Below are 16,949 nucleotides of genomic sequence, written 5' to 3'. Positions count from 1 at the left end.
ATCAGATGTTTACGTAAACATAGCACCTCACGGGCCTTTGAAGGCTGCCATGTTTACGTAAACATCGGCCCAGTGCACGGCGCCCGGCGCCGGTCTTGAGATGGACGAGCGAGGAACGACATGACGACGCTTCACCCGCCGGCGGCCGCCCGGCGGCGCCCGGCCCGGCCGCCGGCACGGCGCCGCCGCCGGTCCTGGACCGGCTGGGGCTTCATCGGCCCCTTCGTGGTGGTCTTCGCCCTGGTCTTCCTGGCTCCCCTCGGGTACTCCGTCTACCTCAGCCTCTTCCGCGACCAGCTCATCGGCGGCACCCACTTCGTGGGGCTGGACAATTACCAGCAGGCCCTGCAGGACGCCCGGTTCTGGGACGGGGTGATGCGGGTCGGCCTGTTCCTCCTCGTCCAGGTGCCGATCATGCTGGGGATCGCCCTGCTGGTCGCGCTCGCCCTGGACAGCGGCCGCCTGTACGGCAAGAACTTCTTCCGGATCTCGGTGTTCCTGCCGTACGCGGTGCCCGCCGTCGTCGCCTCCCTGATGTGGGGCTTCATGTACGGCACCCGGTTCGGGCTCGTCGGCGACATCAACGAAGCGTTCGGCGTGGACCTGCCCGACCCGCTCTCCTCCGGCCTGGTCCTCGCCTCGATCGGCAACATCGTCACCTGGGAGTTCGTCGGCTACAACATGCTGATCTTCTACTCCGCGCTGCGCGTCGTCCCGCACTCGCTCTACGAGGCAGCCGCGATCGACGGCGCCGGCCAGTGGCGCGTCGTGTCGGCGATCAAGCTTCCGGCCATCCGCGGCGCCCTCGTCATCGCCACGATCTTCTCGGTCATCGGCAGCTTCCAGCTCTTCAACGAACCGGCCATCCTCCAGAAGCTGGCGCCCAACGCGATCACCACCGACTACACCCCGAACTACTACACGTTCTCGCTGTCCTTCTCCGGCCAGCAGCACAACTACTCCGCGACGGTCGCCATCGTCATGGGCGTGATCACGATGGTCGTCGCCTATGTCGTCCAGCTGCGCGGCATGCGCAAGGGAGCGTGAGCCCGATGACGGGACCGAGCACCACCACCGCCACCCGGCCCACGACACGGCCGAGGACCACCGTCCCGAGGCTGCGCACCCCGGGCCGCCTCCACAACCCCGCCCGCCCCAGGCGCAGCGTGCTGCTGACGGTGCTCACCGCCGTCGTGCTGCTCTACAGCCTGGTGCCGCTGCTCTGGCTGCTGATCAGCGCCACCAAGACGCAGAACGGCCTCGCCCACTCCTTCGGCCTGTGGTTCGACGGGGACTTCGCCCTGTGGGACAACATCACCTCCACACTCACCTACCAGGACGGCGTCTTCGTCCGCTGGCTCCTGAACACCCTGCTCTACGTGGTGGTGGGCGCGGGTGGCGCGACCCTGCTCGCGGTCCTCGGCGGGTACGCGCTCGCCAAGTTCGACTTCCCCGGCAAGCGGGGCGTGTTCGCGGTCGTCATCGGCGCGGTCGCCGTGCCCGGCACGGCCCTCGCCGTCCCGACCTTTCTGATGTTCAGCAAGCTGGGCCTGACCGACACCCCGTGGGCGGTCATCGTCCCGTCGCTGATCTCACCGTTCGGCCTGTACCTGATGTGGGTGTTCGCCACCGAGGCGATCCCCACCGAACTGATGGAGGCCGCCCGCATCGACGGCGCGAGCGAGCTGCGCACCTTCTTCCGGGTCGCCCTGCCGCTGCTCGCGCCCGGCACCGTCACCGTCCTGCTCTTCACCACGGTCGCGACCTGGAACAACTACTTCCTGCCGCTGATCATGCTGAAGGACCCCGACTGGTACCCGCTGACCCTCGGCCTCGACAGCTGGAACAAACAGGCGTCCACGGCGGGCGGCGAGGCCGTCTTCAACCTGGTCATCACCGGTTCGCTGCTCACCATCGTGCCGCTGATCGCCGCTTTCCTGCTGCTCCAGAAGCACTGGCAGTCCGGACTCGCCGCCGGAAGCGTCAAGGAGTAGACCCAGGGTCTTTCGTCTGGATCACGCGAGCCCGGCGTGATCCGAACGAGAGGCCCCAGCCCCGGAGTCCGCTCCCGCGCCTCCGAAGAACCACGACGAAGTGGAAGCATCGCCATGCCCAAGAACACCCGCCGCATCGTGCGCGGCATCGGTCTCGTCTGCGTCCTGGCCCTCGGTGTCACCGCCTGCGGCGGCTCCGACGACGAAGGATCGAGCCGGACGCAGGTCTCCCCGGCCGACGTCCAGGCTGCGCTGAAGAAGGGCGGCACCGTCACCGTGTGGGCCTGGGAGCCCACCCTGAAGCAGGTCGCCGCCGACTTCGAGAAGAAGTACCCGAAGGTCCACATCGATCTGGTCAACGCCGGCACCAACAACGACCAGTACAAGGCGCTCCAGAACGCCATCTCCGCCGAGAAGGGCGTTCCCGACGTCGCGCAGATCGAGTACTACGCGCTCGGCCAGTACGCCCTGACCAAGTCCGTCACCGACCTGAAGCCCTACGGCGCGGACAAGCTCGCCGACTCCTACTCGCCCGGCCCCTGGAACTCCGTGAAGTCCGGCGACGGCGTCTACGGACTGCCCATGGACTCCGGCCCGATGGCGCTCTTCTACAACAAGAAGGTCTTCGACAAGTACAAGATCGCCGTGCCGACCACTTGGGACGAGTACGTCGAGGCCGCCCGCAAGCTCCACAAGGCGAACCCGAAGGCGTACATCACCAGCGACCTCGGCGACGCGGGCCTCACCACCAGCCTGCTGTGGCAGGCGGGCTCGCACCCGTACAAGGTCGACGGCACCGAGGTCGGCATCGACTTCACCGACGCGGGCGCCAAGAAGTACACCGACACCTGGCAGAAGCTCATCGACGAGAAGCTCGTCGCGCCCGTCGCGGGCTGGAGCGACGACTGGTACAAGGGCCTCGGCGACGGCACCATCGCCACCCTGCCCACCGGCGCCTGGATGCCCGCCAACTTCGCCTCCGGGGTGAAGGACGCCGCCGGTGACTGGCGCGCCGCCCCGATGCCGCAGTGGACGAAGGGCGCGGACACCGGCGCCGAGAACGGCGGCAGCTCCCTCGCCCTGCCCACGCTCGGCAAGGACAAGGAACTCGCCTACGCCTTCGTCGAGTACGCCAACTCCGGTGCCGGCGTGCAGACCCGCATCAAGAACGGCGCGTTCCCCGCCACCACCGAGGACCTGGGCTCCGAGGCGTTCCAGAACATCGCGTTCCCCTACTTCGGAGGCCAGAAGGCCAACAAGATCTTCGCCGAGGCCGCCCGGAACGTTCCCACCGACTGGAAGTACCTGCCCTACCAGGTGTACGCCAACTCGATCTTCAACGACACCGTCGGCAAGGCCTACATCTCCGGCACACAGCTGTCGCAGGGCCTGAAGACATGGCAGGACGCCTCGGTCAAGTACGGGACGGAGCAGGGCTTCACCGTCCAGAAGTGACCACGCGCCCGTCCGCCGCACCCGTTCCACCGGAAGGACCCGCATGACCTCCCCCCTCCCGTCCCGATTCCCGTACGCACCGGGCAGCGACGGCACTCCACGCCTCGTGTACGGCGCCGACTACAACCCCGAGCAGTGGCCGCGCGAGGTGTGGGAGGAGGACGTCCGGCTGATGCGCGAGGCCGGCGTGAACACGGTCTCCGTGGGCATCTTCTCCTGGGCCCGCCTCCAGCCCGCCCGGAACACCTGGGACTTCGGCTGGCTCGACGAACTCATGGAGCTGCTGCACGCGGGCGGCATCGGCGTCGACCTGGCCACCGCCACCGCCTCCCCGCCACCCTGGCTCACCACCGCGCACCCGGAGATCCTGCCGGTGACCGCGTCCGGCGAGACGGTGTGGCCGGGGGCGCGGCAGCACTGGCGCCCCACCTCGCCCGTCTTCCGGACCCACGCACTGCGCCTGGTCCGGGAGCTGGCGACGCGCTACGCGGACCATCCGGCCCTGGTCGCCTGGCACATCAACAACGAACTGGGCTGCCACAACGCCTACGACTACTCCGACGACGCGGCCCGCGCCTTCCGCACCTGGCTGCGCCACCGCTACACCACCCTCGACGCGCTCAACCACGCCTGGGGCACCGCCTTCTGGTCCCAGCGCTACAGCGACTGGGAGCAGATCCTGCCGCCGCGGCTCGCGGCCTCGCACCCCAACCCCACTCAGCAGCTGGACTTCAAGCGGTTCTCGTCGGACGCGCTCAAGGAACATCTGCGCGCCGAGCGCGACGTGCTGCGCGAGATCACCCCGGACATCCCCGTCACCAGCAACTTCATGGTGATGGGCGGCACTAAGGGCATGAACTACGCCGACTGGGCGGCCGAGGTCGACTTCGTCTCCAACGACCACTACACACAGCCCGGACCGCAGGACCGGGACGAGCTCTCGTTCTCCGCCAACCTCACCAGCGCGATCGCCGGCCACCGGCCGTGGTTCCTCATGGAGCACTCCACCAGCGCCGTCAACTGGCAGCCCGTCAACCTGGCCAAGAAGCCCGGCGAGCTGGCCCGCGACTCGCTGCTGCACCTCGCGCACGGCGCCGACGCCATCTGCTTCTTCCAGTGGCGCCAGTCGGCCGCCGGCGCCGAGAAGTACCACTCCGCGATGGTCCCGCACGCCGGCCCCGACAGCGAGGTGTTCCGTGCGGTCACCGATCTCGGGCGGACGCTGGAGGCACTCGCCTCCGTGGCGGGCGCCGCGCGCGAGCCGGCCCGGGTCGGCATTCTCTTCGACTGGGACTCGTGGTGGGCGAGCGAACAGGACTCGCACCCCACCGCCCGTCTCGACTACCGCCAGGAGGCGCTGGACTGGTACTCCGCGCTCCTGGCCCTCGGCGTACGGGCCGACGTGATCACACCGGCGACCGACCCCGGTGCGTACGACCTGCTGATCGCGCCCGTCCTGCACGTGGTCCCGGAGGCCCTCGCCAAAGAGCTCACGCGCTACGCCGAGACCGGCGGCCACCTCGTCACCACCTACTTCTCCGGCGTCGTCGACGAGAACGACCACGTCTGGCTCGGCGGCTACCCGGGCGCCCTGCGCGAACTGCTGGGCATCCGCATCGAGGAGTTCGGGCCGCTGCTCGACGGTGACACGGTCGAGCTGGACAACTCCACCACCGGCGGACTGTGGACCGACCGGATCACCGTCGACGGACCGGAGGTGGAGGTCCTCGCCCGCTACCGCAGCGGTACGTACGCGAACCGCCCGGCCGTCACCCGCCGCCCGACCGGGCGGGGCTCGGCGACGTACGTCTCCACCCGCCTCGGCACCGACGGGCTCGCCGCGCTGCTGCCTGAACTCCTCGGCCGGGCAGGGGTGGAGAGCGAGCTGCCCGAGTCCGCGCGGGGCCGCGTCGAGACGGTGGTCCGACGCGACACCGAGAGCCGCTATCTGTTCCTGGTCAACCGGACCGAAGAGCCGGTACCGCTGCCCGGCCTCACCGGGGACCTCCTCGCGGGCGGCGCCGAACAGGGCGCCGGGGCGGAACTCGTCCTGCCGCCGCGGGGCGTGGCGGTGCTGCGAAGCCCCGTCACTTCCTGACCGCTCCACTCTCCGTACAGCGCCACCCCATGACGGGCCCGTGCCGTGCCGCCCGCACGCGGCACGGGCCCTTCTCGCCGTACTCGCCTTCTCCACCAGCGAGTTGGAGGCCCGTCTCGGCGCGCCGTACCCGCACCCCCGGACTCCTCGGAGCCGCCACCACCGCACTGGTCACCGCGGCCGCACTGCTCGGTGCGCCGGCGTCGACGGCGCCACGGCGCCCGGTGACGTCACCGGGCGGCCTGACCCCTCCTGCCGACAGCAGCCGTTCGAGGGCGGGGGCACCGGCCTCGTCCGGTTCGCCAACGCCACCGGCGGCTACCCCGAGGAGATCCGGCAGAAGCCGGCCGGCCTCCTCTTCGACGACGACGGCCTCGCCCTGAACATCGCCTGCTACAACATCGGCGGCGGCAATGCCCCCTGGGTCGACCGGATCGCGGCCACGCAGTTGATCACGCCGACGACCGGCGACGGCACCTGGACCTCGTCCACGCCGCCACCGGCAGTCTCCTGGAGGTCGGCGGCCAGGCCACGCACGACGGCGACGCGGTGACGACCTGGCAGCCCGACTCGGGCGGGAACCAGCGGTGGAGGGTCACGGACCTGACCGGGACCGGCTGAGCCGGGCGCCCGCCCTCCCCACTGGTGTCGGGGAGGGCGGGCACCCGCCGGTCACGCGGACGGTGTCGTCATCCGCGCCAGCGCCACACCGCCGACGATCAGGGTGACCGCCGCCAGCCGCCCCGGACTCACCGGATCGTGATGGACGAGGACGCCCAGGGCGATGGCGCCGATCGCGCCGATGCCGGTGAAGACCGCGTACGCCGTGCCCACCGGCAGCCCCTCCATGGCCCGGGCGAGCAGATATACCGCGCCGATCATGAGCACGGCGCACACCAGCGTCGGCAGCGGCCGGGTGAAACCTTGCGTCGGCCTGATGCTCTGGGACCAGGCGATCTCGACCAGCCCGGCGCAGATCAGCAGCAGCCAGCTCATCGGATGCCTCCGCCCAGTTCCCGTGCGGCCGTCAGGGCGGCCGCACGCGACTCGTCGTGCTGTGGGCGGCGGGCGGCGAGCGAGGGGTCGATCCGGGAGTTCACGAGCTCGGTCGAGAGGAAGACCGGGTCGTCGACCGCGAAGTGGCCCGCGAGGAAGTCCCGCAGATAGCGCTCCTGGTGGTCGTACGGTTCGCGCGGGGTGCCAGGGCCGTAGGCCCCGCCCCGGGCGGAGGCGATCACGAAGCGGCGCCCCGCCAGCGACATCCTGGGGAACGTCACCTGGTCGATCCACGCCTTGAGGGAGGCGGGGACGGAGAAGTTGTACATCGGTGTCGTGATGAGCACGACGTCGGCGGCGGTCAGTTCCGCCAGCAGCGGTCGCAGCACCTCCCAGGCCCGTGCCTGGTCCGGGGTGCGCACCGCCTCCTCGTACCGGGCGATGTCGGTGATGCCGTGCCGCAGGACGTGGTCGCAGAGCTCGGTCCAGGCCTCGTCGATCTGCGGCGCCGGGTCGGTGCGCAGATCGCGGAGCACATAGGTGCCGGACGGATTCGCGCTCCGCCAGGCGGCGGCGAAGGCGTCGCCCAGTTCCCGGCTGAAGGAGTCGCGCCGCGCGCTCGCGGCGATGTGCAGCAGTACGGACATGGGTACCCCCTGGAATCATTAAGTGGACATTGTGTCCGCTTAGCTCGACCAGGTTAACCGGACGTCGTGTCCACTTATTCCTGTACGGTTGGACCATGGAACGGGCGGACGCAGCAAGGAACCGGGCCAAGGTGCTCGCCGCGGCGAACCGGCTCTTCGCCGCGGGCGATCCGCGCAGGGTGACGATGGATGCCATCGCCCGTGAGGCCGGCGTGGGGCGGGGCACGCTCTACCGCCGGTACCCCGACATCGCGTCCATCGCCACGGCACTCCTCGACGAACACGAACGCGCGCTCCAGGAGAAGCTGCTCGGCGGTGAGCCGCCGCTGGGGCCCGGAGCTCCGCCCGCGCGGCGGCTGGCCGCCTTCTACGCGGCGATGGCCGACCTGCTGGAGCAGCACATCCACCTCACCCTGGGCGCCGAGTCCGGCTCCGCGCGGTTCGCCACCGGGGCATACGGCTTCTGGCGCGCGCATGTCCGCATGCTCGTCAAGGAGGCGGGCGTGCCCGGCCCGGACGCCCTCAGCGACATCCTGCTGGCCCCACTGGAGCCCGAACTCTTCGCGTACCAACGAGGACGGGGCCGCGGCATCGACGAGATCAAGTCGGCGCTGGAAACGCTCGCGGAACGGACGCTCGTCGCCGGCTGAGATCTGCCGGGGTCAGCGCCCGGCCGATCCGGCCGGAACGCCCCTCAACTCGCCTTCGCCCACGCGTAACGGTGCTCGGGACGACCAGTGTCGCCGTACTTGAGGCTCAGGCTGATGCGGCCCGCGCCCTCCAGATACTTGAGGTAGCGCTGGGCGGTTGAGCGGCTGAGACCGGCCCGGACGGCGACCTCGTGCGCGGACAGCGGCCCCTCGGCGGCCGACAGCACATGGCGGATGACCTCCGCGGTGGGCGCGGAGTGCCCCTTGGGCAGTCCGGCCGCGGAGCCGGACTCCGTGGTGCGCAGGGCGCCGAAGATCTGGTCGACCTGCTCCTGCCCGGCCTCGCCCCGGCCGCCGCCCACCCCTTCGAGGGTCCGCCGCAGGGCCGCGTAACTCTCCAGCTTGGCGCGCAGACCGCTGAAGCTGAACGGCTTGACCAGGTACTGGAGCGCGCCGTACCGCATGGCGGTGCGGACGGTCGCCACATCGCGGGCCGCGGTCACCATGATCACATCGGCCGGGTGGCCGAGCTGGCGCAGCCGCCGCACCAGCGTCAGCCCCGTCTCGTCCGGCAGATAGTGATCGAGCAGCACCAGATCGACATGGCCGCGCTCCAGGAACGACAGCGCCTGGGCGGCGGTGTGCGCACGCGAGACGACCCGGAAGCCGGGAACCTTGGCCACGTACGCGGCATTGATCTCCGCCACCCGGAAATCGTCGTCCACCACCAGGACATCGATCATCGCGACTCTCCCACTTCTGTCAGCGGCCGGACGTCGAGCGCCTCGGGCAGGACCACGGTGAAGACCGCGCCGCCGCCGGCCCGGGCCGTGACGCGGGCCGCGCCACCGTAGCGCTCGGCCAGCCGGCGCACCAGCGCCAGACCCAGGCCGCGTCCGCGGTGCGCGGGGGACTCCTTGGTGGACCAGCCCTCGGTGAAGATCTGCTCACGCATCCCGGGAGGCACCCCCGGCCCGTTGTCGCTGACCCGCAGCACCGCCGTACTGCCCTCGGCCAGCAGCTCGACCTCGATGAGCGTGGCGACGTCCAGCGCGTTGTCGATCAGATTGCCGAGTGCGGTCACCAGATCGCGCGGGTCCACCACCACGTCCGGGAGCCGGGTGCCCGGCGAGATGCGCAGGGACGCACCCCGCTCCGCCGCGATGGCGGACTTGCCCACCAACAACGCGGACAGCAAAGGGTCGTTGACGCGCTCCGCGACCTGTTCCGCCGAGGCCCGGTGACCGCTGGTCACCTCCTCGACGAACTCCACCGCGGCATCGTGCCGGCCCAGCTCCAGCAGCCCCAGCAGCGTGTGCAGCCGGTTGGCGTGCTCGTGGTCCTGGGCCCGCAGCGCGTCCAACAGGCCGTGCGTGGAGTCCAGTTCACGGCCCAGCAGCTCCAGCTCGGTGCGGTCGCGCAGGGTTACCACCGCCCCGCCGTCGCCGGTGGGCATGCGGTTGGCTATCAACACCCGGCCCCGGCAGACGGTGATCAGGTTCGCCCCGTCCACCCGACCCGCCAGTACCTGCGCCGTACGCCCGGGCGGCAGCACCTCGCCCAGCGCACGTCCGACCGCGTCCTGGTCCAGTTCGAGCAGCCGCTGCGCCTCGTCGTTGAGCAGCCGGATCCGGCCCCGTGCGTCCAGTGCGAGCACTGCCTCACGGATGCTGTGCAGCATCGCCTCGCGCTCGTCCAGCAGTGCGGAGATGTCGGCGAAGGCGAGCCCGTGCGTACCGCGCCGGAGCCGCCGCGACACGGCCAGGGCGGCCAGCACCCCGACGGCGAGCGCCGCTCCGGAGTACAGCAGCAGACCCGGAATCGCGCCCAGCAGCCGGTCGTGGACGCTGTCGTAGGCGATGCCCACCGACACGGCGCCCACGATGTTCTGCCGCTGGTCGCGGAGCGGGACCTTCGCACGCGCCGACCGGCCCAGGGTTCCGTCGTCGATCTGCATGATCTCCCGGCCGCCCAGCGCCGTGCTGGGGTCGGTCGAGACATGCCTGCCGATCTGCGCGATGTCGGTGTGCGACCAGCGCACCCCGCGGGTGTCCATCACGACGATGTACAGCGCCCCGGTGGCCCGCCGGATCCGCTCCGCCTCGGCCTGCACCGGTCCGCCGGGGCTCGGATCGGTGCCTCGCAGATCGCGGACCAGACCGGGTTCGGCGGCGGTGGTCTGGGCGATGGACAGCGCCTGGTGCATCGCCTGGTTGTCGAGCTGATGGCTGAGCGGGGCGAGGAAGAGCCCCGTGACGAGCATGATCACACCGGTGGTGATGACCACCTGGGTGAGGAGGACCTGGGCGGAGACACGGCGCGGCCAGTGAATGCGCATCTGCTCGCCCTCTGCCTTCCGCCTGCCAGGAACATGATGCTCCGTTTCGTCCTCGTGTGAACGCAACGTAAACGTCGCGCGAGCCGATGACCAGTCCTCGTGGGGCATTCGTTGCCGGGGCCGTGAGCAGAACGAGCAGAACCCCGGGATATGAGCAGAACCCGGAGTTGTGGGCGCAAGGGTGCCCGCGTCCTCGGGGCGCCTCTAGCGTCCCGCCCCATGAAGAGCGAAACGAGCCCCGCCATCGAACTGCGGGGCGCGAGCAAAGCGTTCCGGACTCCGTCGGGGGCGCTCCACACCGCCGTACGGGATCTGGACCTCACCATCGGGCGCGGCGAGTTCGTCGCCGTGGTCGGCCCCACCGGATGCGGCAAGTCGACCACGCTGACTCTGGTCAGCGGCCTGGAGGAGCCCACCGAGGGCGAAGTGCTGGTGGCCGGCGAGCCGGTGCGCGGCATCGGCGACAAGGTCGGTTTCGTCTTCCAGCAGGACGCCGTCTTCCCCTGGCGGACCGTGCTGTCCAATGTGATGGCGGGCCCCCGCTTCCGCGGCGTGCCCAGGCCCGAGGCGAAGGAACGGGCCCGGGAATGGCTCGCCAGGGTCGGTCTCTCCTCCTTCGCGGACCGCTACCCCCATCAGCTGTCCGGCGGTCAGCGCAAGCGCGTCGCCCTCGCGGCCACCTTCGTCAACGACCCCGAGATCCTGCTCATGGACGAGCCGTTCTCCGCGCTCGATGTGCAGACCAGGGCCCTGATGTCGGACGAACTGCTGGAGCTGTGGGCCGGCACCGGTGCCTCCGTGGTCTTCGTCACCCATGACCTGGAGGAGTCCATCGCGCTGGCCGACAAGGTCGTGGTCATGACCGCGGGACCGGCCACGGTCAAGGAGGTCTTCGAGATCGACCTGCCCCGTCCCCGCAAGGTCGAGCAGGTGCGGCTGGAGCCCCGGTTCGTGGAGATCTACCGGGAGATCTGGTCCTCGCTCGGCGATGAGGTCCGCATCACCCGCGAGAGGGGTGCCCTCGATGTCGCCTGAAACCATCACCGCGGGCGCCGCCGTGACGAAGACCGGGCGGACCCGGGAGCGGGCCAGGGCCGCCAGGAACCGCAAGTACCTGGTGACCGGGTGCCGGATCGCGGTGCTCCTCGCGGTCGTCGGGCTGTGGGAATGGCTGGCCCGTACCGCGGTCATCGACCCGTTCAACTTCTCCATGCCGTCCAGGATCTGGGACCAGATCCGCACCTGGGTCGTCGACGGAACCGCCCAGGGCTCCCTCTGGGAGCAGATCTGGTACACGCTGTACGAAGCGCTGCTCGGCTGGGTCATCGGTGTGATCGCCGGTGTGCTGCTCGGGATCGCGCTCGGCCGTGTCCGGTTCGCCGCCGATGTGCTCGGCCCGTACATCAAGGTGCTCAACGCACTGCCCCGGATCGTGCTCGCCCCGATCTTCCTCATCTGGTTCGGACTCGGCCCGGCGTCGAAGGTCGCCTCGGCGGTCGTCCTCGTCTTCTTCCCCGTCTTCTTCAACGCCTTCCAGGGCGCACGGGAGGTCGACCGCAACCTCGTCGCCAACTCCCGCATCCTGGGCGCCGGCAACCGCCAGGTCACCCTGCAGGTGGTCATCCCCTCCGCCACCTCGTGGATCTTCACCAGCCTGCATGTGAGCTTCGGTTTCGCACTCATCGGCGCGATCGTCGGGGAGTACATCGGGGCCACCAAGGGGCTCGGCCTGCTGGTCGCCGCCTCCCAGGGCACGTTCAACGCCGCCGGTGTCTACGCCGCGATGGTGATCCTCGCGATCGTCGCGCTGCTCGCCGAAGGCCTGCTGACCTTCCTGGAGAAGCGGCTCTTCCGCTGGAAGCCGGCCGACGCCGACACCGCCCGCTGAAGCTCCGTCACCATCCCTGCTCCGACCGTTTCTTCACAAGGACGTGAATCAGATGCGCACATCCACCCGGCTCCCGGCCCTCGTCGTTGCCGGCGTACTCGCCCTGACCAGCCTGACCGCCTGCGGTGCCGGCGACTCGGCCTCCGGTGGCAAGGGCGACAAGGTCAAGATCATGGTCGGCGGCCTCGACAAGGTGATCTACATGCCGGCGATGCTGACCGAGCGGCTCGGCTACTTCGAGGAGGAGGGCGTGTCGGTCCAGCTCCTCACCGAACCCGCCGGCGTCCAGGCCGAGACGGCCCTGGTCTCCGGTGATGTCCAGGGCACGGTCGGCTTCTACGACCACACCCTCGACCTCCAGGTGAAGGGCAAACAGGTCGAGTCGGTCGTCCAGTTCTCCCAGGCCCCCGGCGAGGTCGAGATCGTCTCCGTCGAGGCGGCGGGGGAGGTCCGTTCGGCGAAGGACTTCAAGGGCAAGAAGCTCGGCGTCACGGGCATCGGCTCGTCGACCGACTTCCTGACGAAGTACCTCGCCGTGAGCAACGGCGTGAAGACCAGCGAATTCACCCCCGTGGCCGTCGGAGCGGGACAGACGTTCATCTCCGCCCTCCAGCAGGGTTCCATCGAGGGCGGCATGACCACCGATCCCACGGTCGCCACCATCCTCGACAAGAAGCTCGGCAGGATCCTCATCGACATGCGGACCCCCGAGGGCTCCGAGCAGGCGCTCGGCGGGCCCTACCCGTCGTCCAGCCTCTACATGCAGACCGAGTGGGTCGACAGCCACAAGGAGACCGTCCAGAAGCTGGCCAACGCCTTCGTCAGGACGCTGAAGTGGATGTCCACGCACAGCGCCGACGAGATCGCCGCGAAGATGCCCGCCGACTACGCCCAGGGCGGCGGCAAGGCCCTCTACGCGCAGGCGATCAAGAGCACACTGCCCATGTTCACCAAGGACGGCGTCATGCCCGCCGACGGACCCGCCACCGTCGAGCGGGTCCTGAAGGCCTTCAACCCGAACCTGAAGAACGCCGAGGTGGACCTCGCCAAGACGTACACCACGGAGTTCGTCGAGAAGGCGAACTGACCGCAGGCGTCCCGGCGCCCGGCCGGTGCGGCTCCCGGAGCCGTCCCGGCCGGGCGCGCCGCCTACTGCTTCCAGCTCGGGGGCTGGGCGGGGTCGAGGGTCCGCCACTGCGCGAGGACCTTGGGGTCCTGCGCGTCGAGCCAGTCGGTCAGTTCGCGGAAGGACACACAGCGGACCTCCTTGCGGGGGCAGACCTCCCGCATCGTGTCCTCGGCGGCGTCCATGTATATCCCGCCGTTCCAGTCCTCGAAGTGGTTCCCGATGAACAGCGGTGCGCGGCTGCCGTGGAACACCCGGTTGAAGCCCGCGACGTACGCGTTCCGTGCTTCCTTGCGCCACGTCTCGTACTTGGCGGGATCGCCCTCGGTGCTGCCCTCGGACTGGTTGTAGAGGAAGTTGAAGTCCATGGACAGCACCTGGAAGTCCTTGCCGGGGAACGGCAGCATCTGCAGCGGCAGGTCCCAGATCCCGTTCTTCTTGGACGGCCAGACCTGGAAGTCGCCCGGGGAGCTCGCGTCGTAGCGCCAGCCGAACGGTTTGGACGCCGGCAGCAGGGTCTTCTGGCCCTCCAGACAGGGGGCTCGCCCGCCGACGACCTCACGGGTGGGGTCGAAGGGGAGCGGGTCGAGGTCCTTGTAGCCGGTGTTCGTCTTCCAGTTCTGCACGAAGGAGTAGAACTGTCCGATCTCGCTGATCCACTCGTCCTTGCTCCAGTCCCCACCGCCCTTCTTCTCGCAGAAGTGGCCGTTGAAATGCGAGCCGATCTCGTTGCCCTCCCGCCAGGCGTCGCCGAGCTGTTCCAGCGTCATCCGGATGTGCTCGCGCGTCGGGTACGAGATGGCGGCGGAGCCGGCCTTGTGCTGCGGCGGGTGGTAGAGGTCCCGCTTCTCCTTCGGGAGCAGATAGATGCCGGTGAGGAAGAACGTCATGTGCGCGTTGCTCTCCTTCGCCGCACGGCGGAAACGGGAGAACATGTGGTCGTCGCCCTCCAGCGCGCCGTCCCACGAGAACACCACGAACTGCGGCGGCCGCTCACCCGGCTTGAGCCGCTCGGCCTTCAGCTGGGACGGCTGCGGACCGGTGTACGACGTGGAGCCGTCGCCGAGGATCTTGACCTTTCCGTCCCACTCCTCCTCCTCGGTGCCCCCGCCGCTCCCGCGGTGCTCCCGGGCGGTCGGCGTCGGCGCGGCGACGGTTCTGGCGCTCTGCTCCGGGGTGTGGGCGTCCGAGGTCTCGTCGGACATCAGCGGCACCAGCGCCGCGGAACCCGACACCACGAGACAGGCCGCGAGCCCCAGGACGATACGGGGCGTCAGACGGGCCCGTATTCGGCGTGCGGTCGACTTCACTCTGGTATCCGTCACTTCGTCATGGCCTTCGTGTATGTGTTCCAGATCAGGGCCGGGAGCTTCCCGTCGTCCTCGGTGCCACCCGCCAGGCCCTTGAGCGGCAGCGGGGCGAGGCTCTTCGTCAGGTCCATGCGGTAGACGACGACGGCGGTGGACGCGGTCGGGCCGTACCCGACGTACCAGCGCGCGGTGTCGTCCTCGGTGGTTCCGGCCTTGACCGCGACCGGGCCGGCCGGCGCGACTCCGAGCTCGCCGGGCCGGCTGAGCGATCTGGTGATCTCGTCGGCGACATCGGACCGGACGGCGCGTCTCGGCTTCGGCAGGTCGAGCCGGACCGGTTCGCCGTTGCGGGTGATCTTGGCGACCGAATACGGATCGGTGTGCATCCCGCGCGCCGCGAACGTGCCGTACGCGTCGGCCATCCGGATGGCGCTGGGGGTGGAGCTGCCCATCGCGAACGCCGGGACGGGCGGGCCGAAGCTGGAGGGCAGCAGCCCCGATGCCTCGGCCGTGCTGCGGACCAGCTTGAGCCCCGTGTCCATGCCGAGCTGGAGGAAGGGGGAGTTCACGGAATTCGCCATGGCGTCGTGCAGGCTGATCCGGCCGAAGGACTCGTCACCGTCGTTGTCGCCCTTGACCATCTTCCCGCTGCGGTCCCAGTACGGGCCTTCGGGTGTCATGACGGGTATGTCGTCGTCGCCGTCGTACTCGGTCTGCGGTGTGACGGTGGAGCGCGGTCCGTTGCGTTCGTGTGTCACGCCGTGCTGGAGGCCGGCGGCGTAGACGAAGGGGGTGAACGCCGAGCCGGCCGGGACGGTGCCCGCGTTGGATTCGTTGAATGCCTGCTTCTCGAAGTCCGGTCCGCCGTACACCGCGAGGATCCGGCCGTCCGCGGCAACGGTCGACGCGCCGAAGCGGACGGAGCGGTCGGCCTTGCGCCGCTTGGGATCGAGGGCCTTGCGCGCATCGCGGACGGACCGGGTGAGGGCGGTCATCCGCGGCTTCTCGAACGTCGTGTAGATCTGGTAGCCGCCGAGGTCGAAGCGTGCGTCGGAGATGTGCCCGGCCCGCTTGGCGTACGACTCGGCGAGCTGTACGAGATAGCCGTTCTGCCCGCCCGCGCTGTTGGGCCGGTGCGGGGGCTTCGGCTCGGGGAAGGTGGTGTACGTGGCCCGTTCGGCCGGGCTCAGCCTGCCGATCTCCACCATGCGGTCCAGCGTCCACCGCCAACGCTCGACGGCCCGTTCACGGTTGCCGGGGTTGACCGCCGGATCGTACAGCGAGGCCCCCTTGAGCAGGGAGGCGAGGAAGGCGCCCTCGCTGGCGTTGAGCTGGGTGACCTCCTTGCCGTAGTAGGCCTGCGAGGCGCGCTGGAGACCGTAGGTGCCACGGCCGAACCAACTGGTGTTCAGGTACTCCTGGAGGATCTTGTCCTTGCTCAGGCGGCTGTCCAGTTTGACCGCCAGCAGCATCTCGGTGAACTTCCGCGAGAAGGACTGGTCCTGCGACAGATAGACGTTCTTCACGTACTGCTGGGTGATGGTGGACCCGCCCTGGGTGTCCCCGTCGCCGACCGTGCGCCACAGCGCGCGGGTGATCCCTTGTACCGATATGCCGTGGTCGGAGTAGAAGTCGGCGTTCTCGGCGGCCAGTACGGCCCATCGGACATGGTCGGGGATCTTCGACAGTGGCATTTCCTGGCGGCTCACCCAGCCGGTCCGGGCCATCGGGGTGCCGTCGGACCAGTAGTAGACGGTGTCCTGCTGGGTGGCGAAGGCATTGAGGTCCTCGGGTATGTCCGTACGGGCGTAGGCGATGCCCACCACCGTCGCCAGTGTCGCGGTGAACATCAGGACCGAGCCCAGGGCCAGCCGCCACGAGGGCACCCATCTTCGCCAGCCGCGCCGGCCCGCGCGTGGGTAGTCCGGTCTGCGCGGCCTGCGGGCGAGCGGGCGCTCCTTCTTCTGCTTCCGGCGCCCCGTCCCCGGGACCAGCACCGCTCGTGCGGCCCGTGCCGCCCTGCTGAATCTGTTGTGCTGTGTCATTCCGTCCAGCCATGACAGGCCGGGCCGGCCGCAGACCGCGACCGCGCCCGTGCAGTGGTCATTGAACGTCCGCCGCCACACGCCGGCACATCGACGCCAACAGATCAAAGGCCAAAGCATGACCGAGAGTTCTGTCGCGAAGTCACGTAAAGATAACAGGCCTCGGGAGAGGGGGTGCCGGTCACCTCCTTCGGGGTCGCGGCCCGTCCGCCGTCCGCCCTGTCGCAGGGGCGGCCCGGCAACGAACCGGCCAATTCGACCCGGCGCGGTTTCCCCGGCCCCGCCGCCGCCCCGGACCGTTCCTCAGCCTTCACCGGATCTCGGACGGAAACGACGGAGCGTCAAGCGCTGTTCTGGCCAACGGCGACACGCGTGCGCCGCAGTGCCGTGGTGACACCGGGG

16 protein-coding genes are annotated in these 16,949 nt (G+C 69.6%); 10 read left to right on the top strand and 6 right to left on the bottom strand.

Annotation, left to right across the window (positions count from 1 at the left end; all coding sequences use genetic code 11):
* The first annotated feature begins 120 nt into the window (after window positions 1–120).
* From ACFVH0_RS14070 to ACFVH0_RS14045, 6 genes are all read left to right on the top strand, one after another.
* A complete protein-coding gene (locus tag ACFVH0_RS14070; RefSeq protein WP_385819820.1) occupies window positions 121–1,047 on the top strand; it encodes a carbohydrate ABC transporter permease in 927 nt (308 codons plus the stop codon).
* Window positions 1,048–1,052: 5 nt separating this feature from the next.
* Window positions 1,053–1,994: a carbohydrate ABC transporter permease gene (locus tag ACFVH0_RS14065; RefSeq protein ID WP_385819819.1), complete on the top strand. Its 942-nt coding sequence runs from the start codon at window positions 1,053–1,055 to the stop codon at window positions 1,992–1,994.
* 114 nt (window positions 1,995–2,108) lie between these two features.
* Window positions 2,109–3,449 carry an ABC transporter substrate-binding protein gene (locus ACFVH0_RS14060; RefSeq protein ID WP_385819818.1) on the top strand — a complete coding sequence of 447 codons (1,341 nt, stop codon included), beginning with the start codon at window positions 2,109–2,111 and terminating at the stop codon, window positions 3,447–3,449.
* Between the two features lie 43 nt (window positions 3,450–3,492).
* Window positions 3,493–5,547, top strand: coding sequence for a beta-galactosidase (locus ACFVH0_RS14055; protein WP_385819817.1), 2,055 nt, complete (start codon window positions 3,493–3,495; stop codon window positions 5,545–5,547).
* Between the two features lie 40 nt (window positions 5,548–5,587).
* Window positions 5,588–6,100: a hypothetical protein gene (locus ACFVH0_RS14050; RefSeq protein ID WP_385819816.1), complete on the top strand. Its 513-nt coding sequence runs from the start codon at window positions 5,588–5,590 to the stop codon at window positions 6,098–6,100.
* Window positions 6,058–6,168, top strand: coding sequence for an RICIN domain-containing protein (locus ACFVH0_RS14045; protein WP_385820019.1), 111 nt, complete (start codon window positions 6,058–6,060; stop codon window positions 6,166–6,168). The genes ACFVH0_RS14050 and ACFVH0_RS14045 overlap by 43 nt, the downstream gene beginning before the upstream one ends.
* A 51-nt stretch (window positions 6,169–6,219) precedes the next feature.
* On the opposite strand, the gene ACFVH0_RS14040 is transcribed toward ACFVH0_RS14045, so the two are convergent.
* Window positions 6,220–6,543 carry a DMT family transporter gene (locus tag ACFVH0_RS14040; RefSeq protein WP_385819815.1) on the bottom strand — a complete coding sequence of 108 codons (324 nt, stop codon included), beginning with the start codon at window positions 6,541–6,543 and terminating at the stop codon, window positions 6,220–6,222.
* Window positions 6,540–7,190, bottom strand: a complete 651-nt coding sequence (locus tag ACFVH0_RS14035) for an FMN-dependent NADH-azoreductase (protein ID WP_385819814.1) — start codon at window positions 7,188–7,190, stop codon at window positions 6,540–6,542. The genes ACFVH0_RS14040 and ACFVH0_RS14035 overlap by 4 nt, the downstream gene beginning before the upstream one ends.
* Window positions 7,191–7,285: 95 nt before the next feature.
* Between ACFVH0_RS14035 and ACFVH0_RS14030 the strand changes: the two genes are divergently transcribed.
* Complete coding sequence (locus ACFVH0_RS14030) at window positions 7,286–7,840, top strand: TetR/AcrR family transcriptional regulator (RefSeq protein ID WP_385819813.1); 555 nt, start codon at window positions 7,286–7,288, stop codon at window positions 7,838–7,840.
* Window positions 7,841–7,884: 44 nt separating this feature from the next.
* Here ACFVH0_RS14030 and ACFVH0_RS14025 read toward each other — a convergent pair whose 3' ends face one another.
* Window positions 7,885–8,583 (bottom strand): response regulator, encoded by a 699-nt coding sequence (locus ACFVH0_RS14025; protein ID WP_385819812.1) that lies wholly within the window; start codon window positions 8,581–8,583, stop codon window positions 7,885–7,887.
* On the bottom strand, window positions 8,580–10,178 hold the full coding sequence (locus ACFVH0_RS14020) for an ATP-binding protein (protein WP_385819811.1): 1,599 nt from the start codon (window positions 10,176–10,178) through the stop codon (window positions 8,580–8,582). The genes ACFVH0_RS14025 and ACFVH0_RS14020 overlap by 4 nt, the downstream gene beginning before the upstream one ends.
* A gap of 219 nt (window positions 10,179–10,397) precedes the next feature.
* On the opposite strand from ACFVH0_RS14020, the gene ACFVH0_RS14015 reads away from it, so the two are divergent.
* The 3 genes from ACFVH0_RS14015 to ACFVH0_RS14005 are packed head-to-tail and all read left to right on the top strand — an operon-like array spanning window position 10,398 to window position 13,153.
* The gene (locus ACFVH0_RS14015) at window positions 10,398–11,213 is read left to right on the top strand and encodes an ABC transporter ATP-binding protein (protein ID WP_385819810.1); all 816 of its coding nucleotides are present in this window, start codon (window positions 10,398–10,400) and stop codon (window positions 11,211–11,213) included.
* Complete coding sequence (locus ACFVH0_RS14010; protein WP_385819809.1) at window positions 11,203–12,066, top strand: ABC transporter permease; 864 nt, start codon at window positions 11,203–11,205, stop codon at window positions 12,064–12,066. The genes ACFVH0_RS14015 and ACFVH0_RS14010 overlap by 11 nt, the downstream gene beginning before the upstream one ends.
* 52 nt (window positions 12,067–12,118) lie before the next feature.
* The gene (locus ACFVH0_RS14005) at window positions 12,119–13,153 is read left to right on the top strand and encodes an ABC transporter substrate-binding protein (RefSeq protein ID WP_385819808.1); all 1,035 of its coding nucleotides are present in this window, start codon (window positions 12,119–12,121) and stop codon (window positions 13,151–13,153) included.
* Between the two features lie 62 nt (window positions 13,154–13,215).
* On the opposite strand, the gene ACFVH0_RS14000 is transcribed toward ACFVH0_RS14005, so the two are convergent.
* Both ACFVH0_RS14000 and ACFVH0_RS13995 read right to left on the bottom strand, forming a co-directional pair.
* Window positions 13,216–14,502, bottom strand: coding sequence for a hypothetical protein (locus ACFVH0_RS14000; protein ID WP_385819807.1), 1,287 nt, complete (start codon window positions 14,500–14,502; stop codon window positions 13,216–13,218).
* Window positions 14,503–14,513: 11 nt separating this feature from the next.
* Window positions 14,514–16,547, bottom strand: coding sequence for a transglycosylase domain-containing protein (locus ACFVH0_RS13995; protein WP_385819806.1), 2,034 nt, complete (start codon window positions 16,545–16,547; stop codon window positions 14,514–14,516).
* Window positions 16,548–16,949 lie beyond the last annotated feature (402 nt).

The organism is Streptomyces sp. NPDC127117, from assembly GCF_042677325.1.
Taxonomy (GTDB): Bacteria; Actinomycetota; Actinomycetes; order Streptomycetales; family Streptomycetaceae; genus Streptomyces.
The sequence above is the reverse complement of the archived record's forward strand: the minus strand, read 5'-3'. Positions and strand labels throughout refer to the sequence as shown.

Coding starts and splice junctions, on each gene's coding strand:
- ACFVH0_RS14070 (WP_385819820.1), top strand. CDS start 121: ATGACGACGCTTCACCCGCCGGCGGCCGCCCGGCGGCGCCCGGCCCGG.
- ACFVH0_RS14065 (WP_385819819.1), top strand. CDS start 1,053: ATGACGGGACCGAGCACCACCACCGCCACCCGGCCCACGACACGGCCG.
- ACFVH0_RS14060 (WP_385819818.1), top strand. CDS start 2,109: ATGCCCAAGAACACCCGCCGCATCGTGCGCGGCATCGGTCTCGTCTGC.
- ACFVH0_RS14055 (WP_385819817.1), top strand. CDS start 3,493: ATGACCTCCCCCCTCCCGTCCCGATTCCCGTACGCACCGGGCAGCGAC.
- ACFVH0_RS14040 (WP_385819815.1), bottom strand. CDS start 6,543: ATGAGCTGGCTGCTGCTGATCTGCGCCGGGCTGGTCGAGATCGCCTGG.
- ACFVH0_RS14035 (WP_385819814.1), bottom strand. CDS start 7,190: ATGTCCGTACTGCTGCACATCGCCGCGAGCGCGCGGCGCGACTCCTTC.
- ACFVH0_RS14030 (WP_385819813.1), top strand. CDS start 7,286: ATGGAACGGGCGGACGCAGCAAGGAACCGGGCCAAGGTGCTCGCCGCG.
- ACFVH0_RS14025 (WP_385819812.1), bottom strand. CDS start 8,583: ATGATCGATGTCCTGGTGGTGGACGACGATTTCCGGGTGGCGGAGATC.
- ACFVH0_RS14020 (WP_385819811.1), bottom strand. CDS start 10,178: ATGCGCATTCACTGGCCGCGCCGTGTCTCCGCCCAGGTCCTCCTCACC.
- ACFVH0_RS14015 (WP_385819810.1), top strand. CDS start 10,398: ATGAAGAGCGAAACGAGCCCCGCCATCGAACTGCGGGGCGCGAGCAAA.
- ACFVH0_RS14010 (WP_385819809.1), top strand. CDS start 11,203: ATGTCGCCTGAAACCATCACCGCGGGCGCCGCCGTGACGAAGACCGGG.
- ACFVH0_RS14005 (WP_385819808.1), top strand. CDS start 12,119: ATGCGCACATCCACCCGGCTCCCGGCCCTCGTCGTTGCCGGCGTACTC.
- ACFVH0_RS13995 (WP_385819806.1), bottom strand. CDS start 16,547: ATGACACAGCACAACAGATTCAGCAGGGCGGCACGGGCCGCACGAGCG.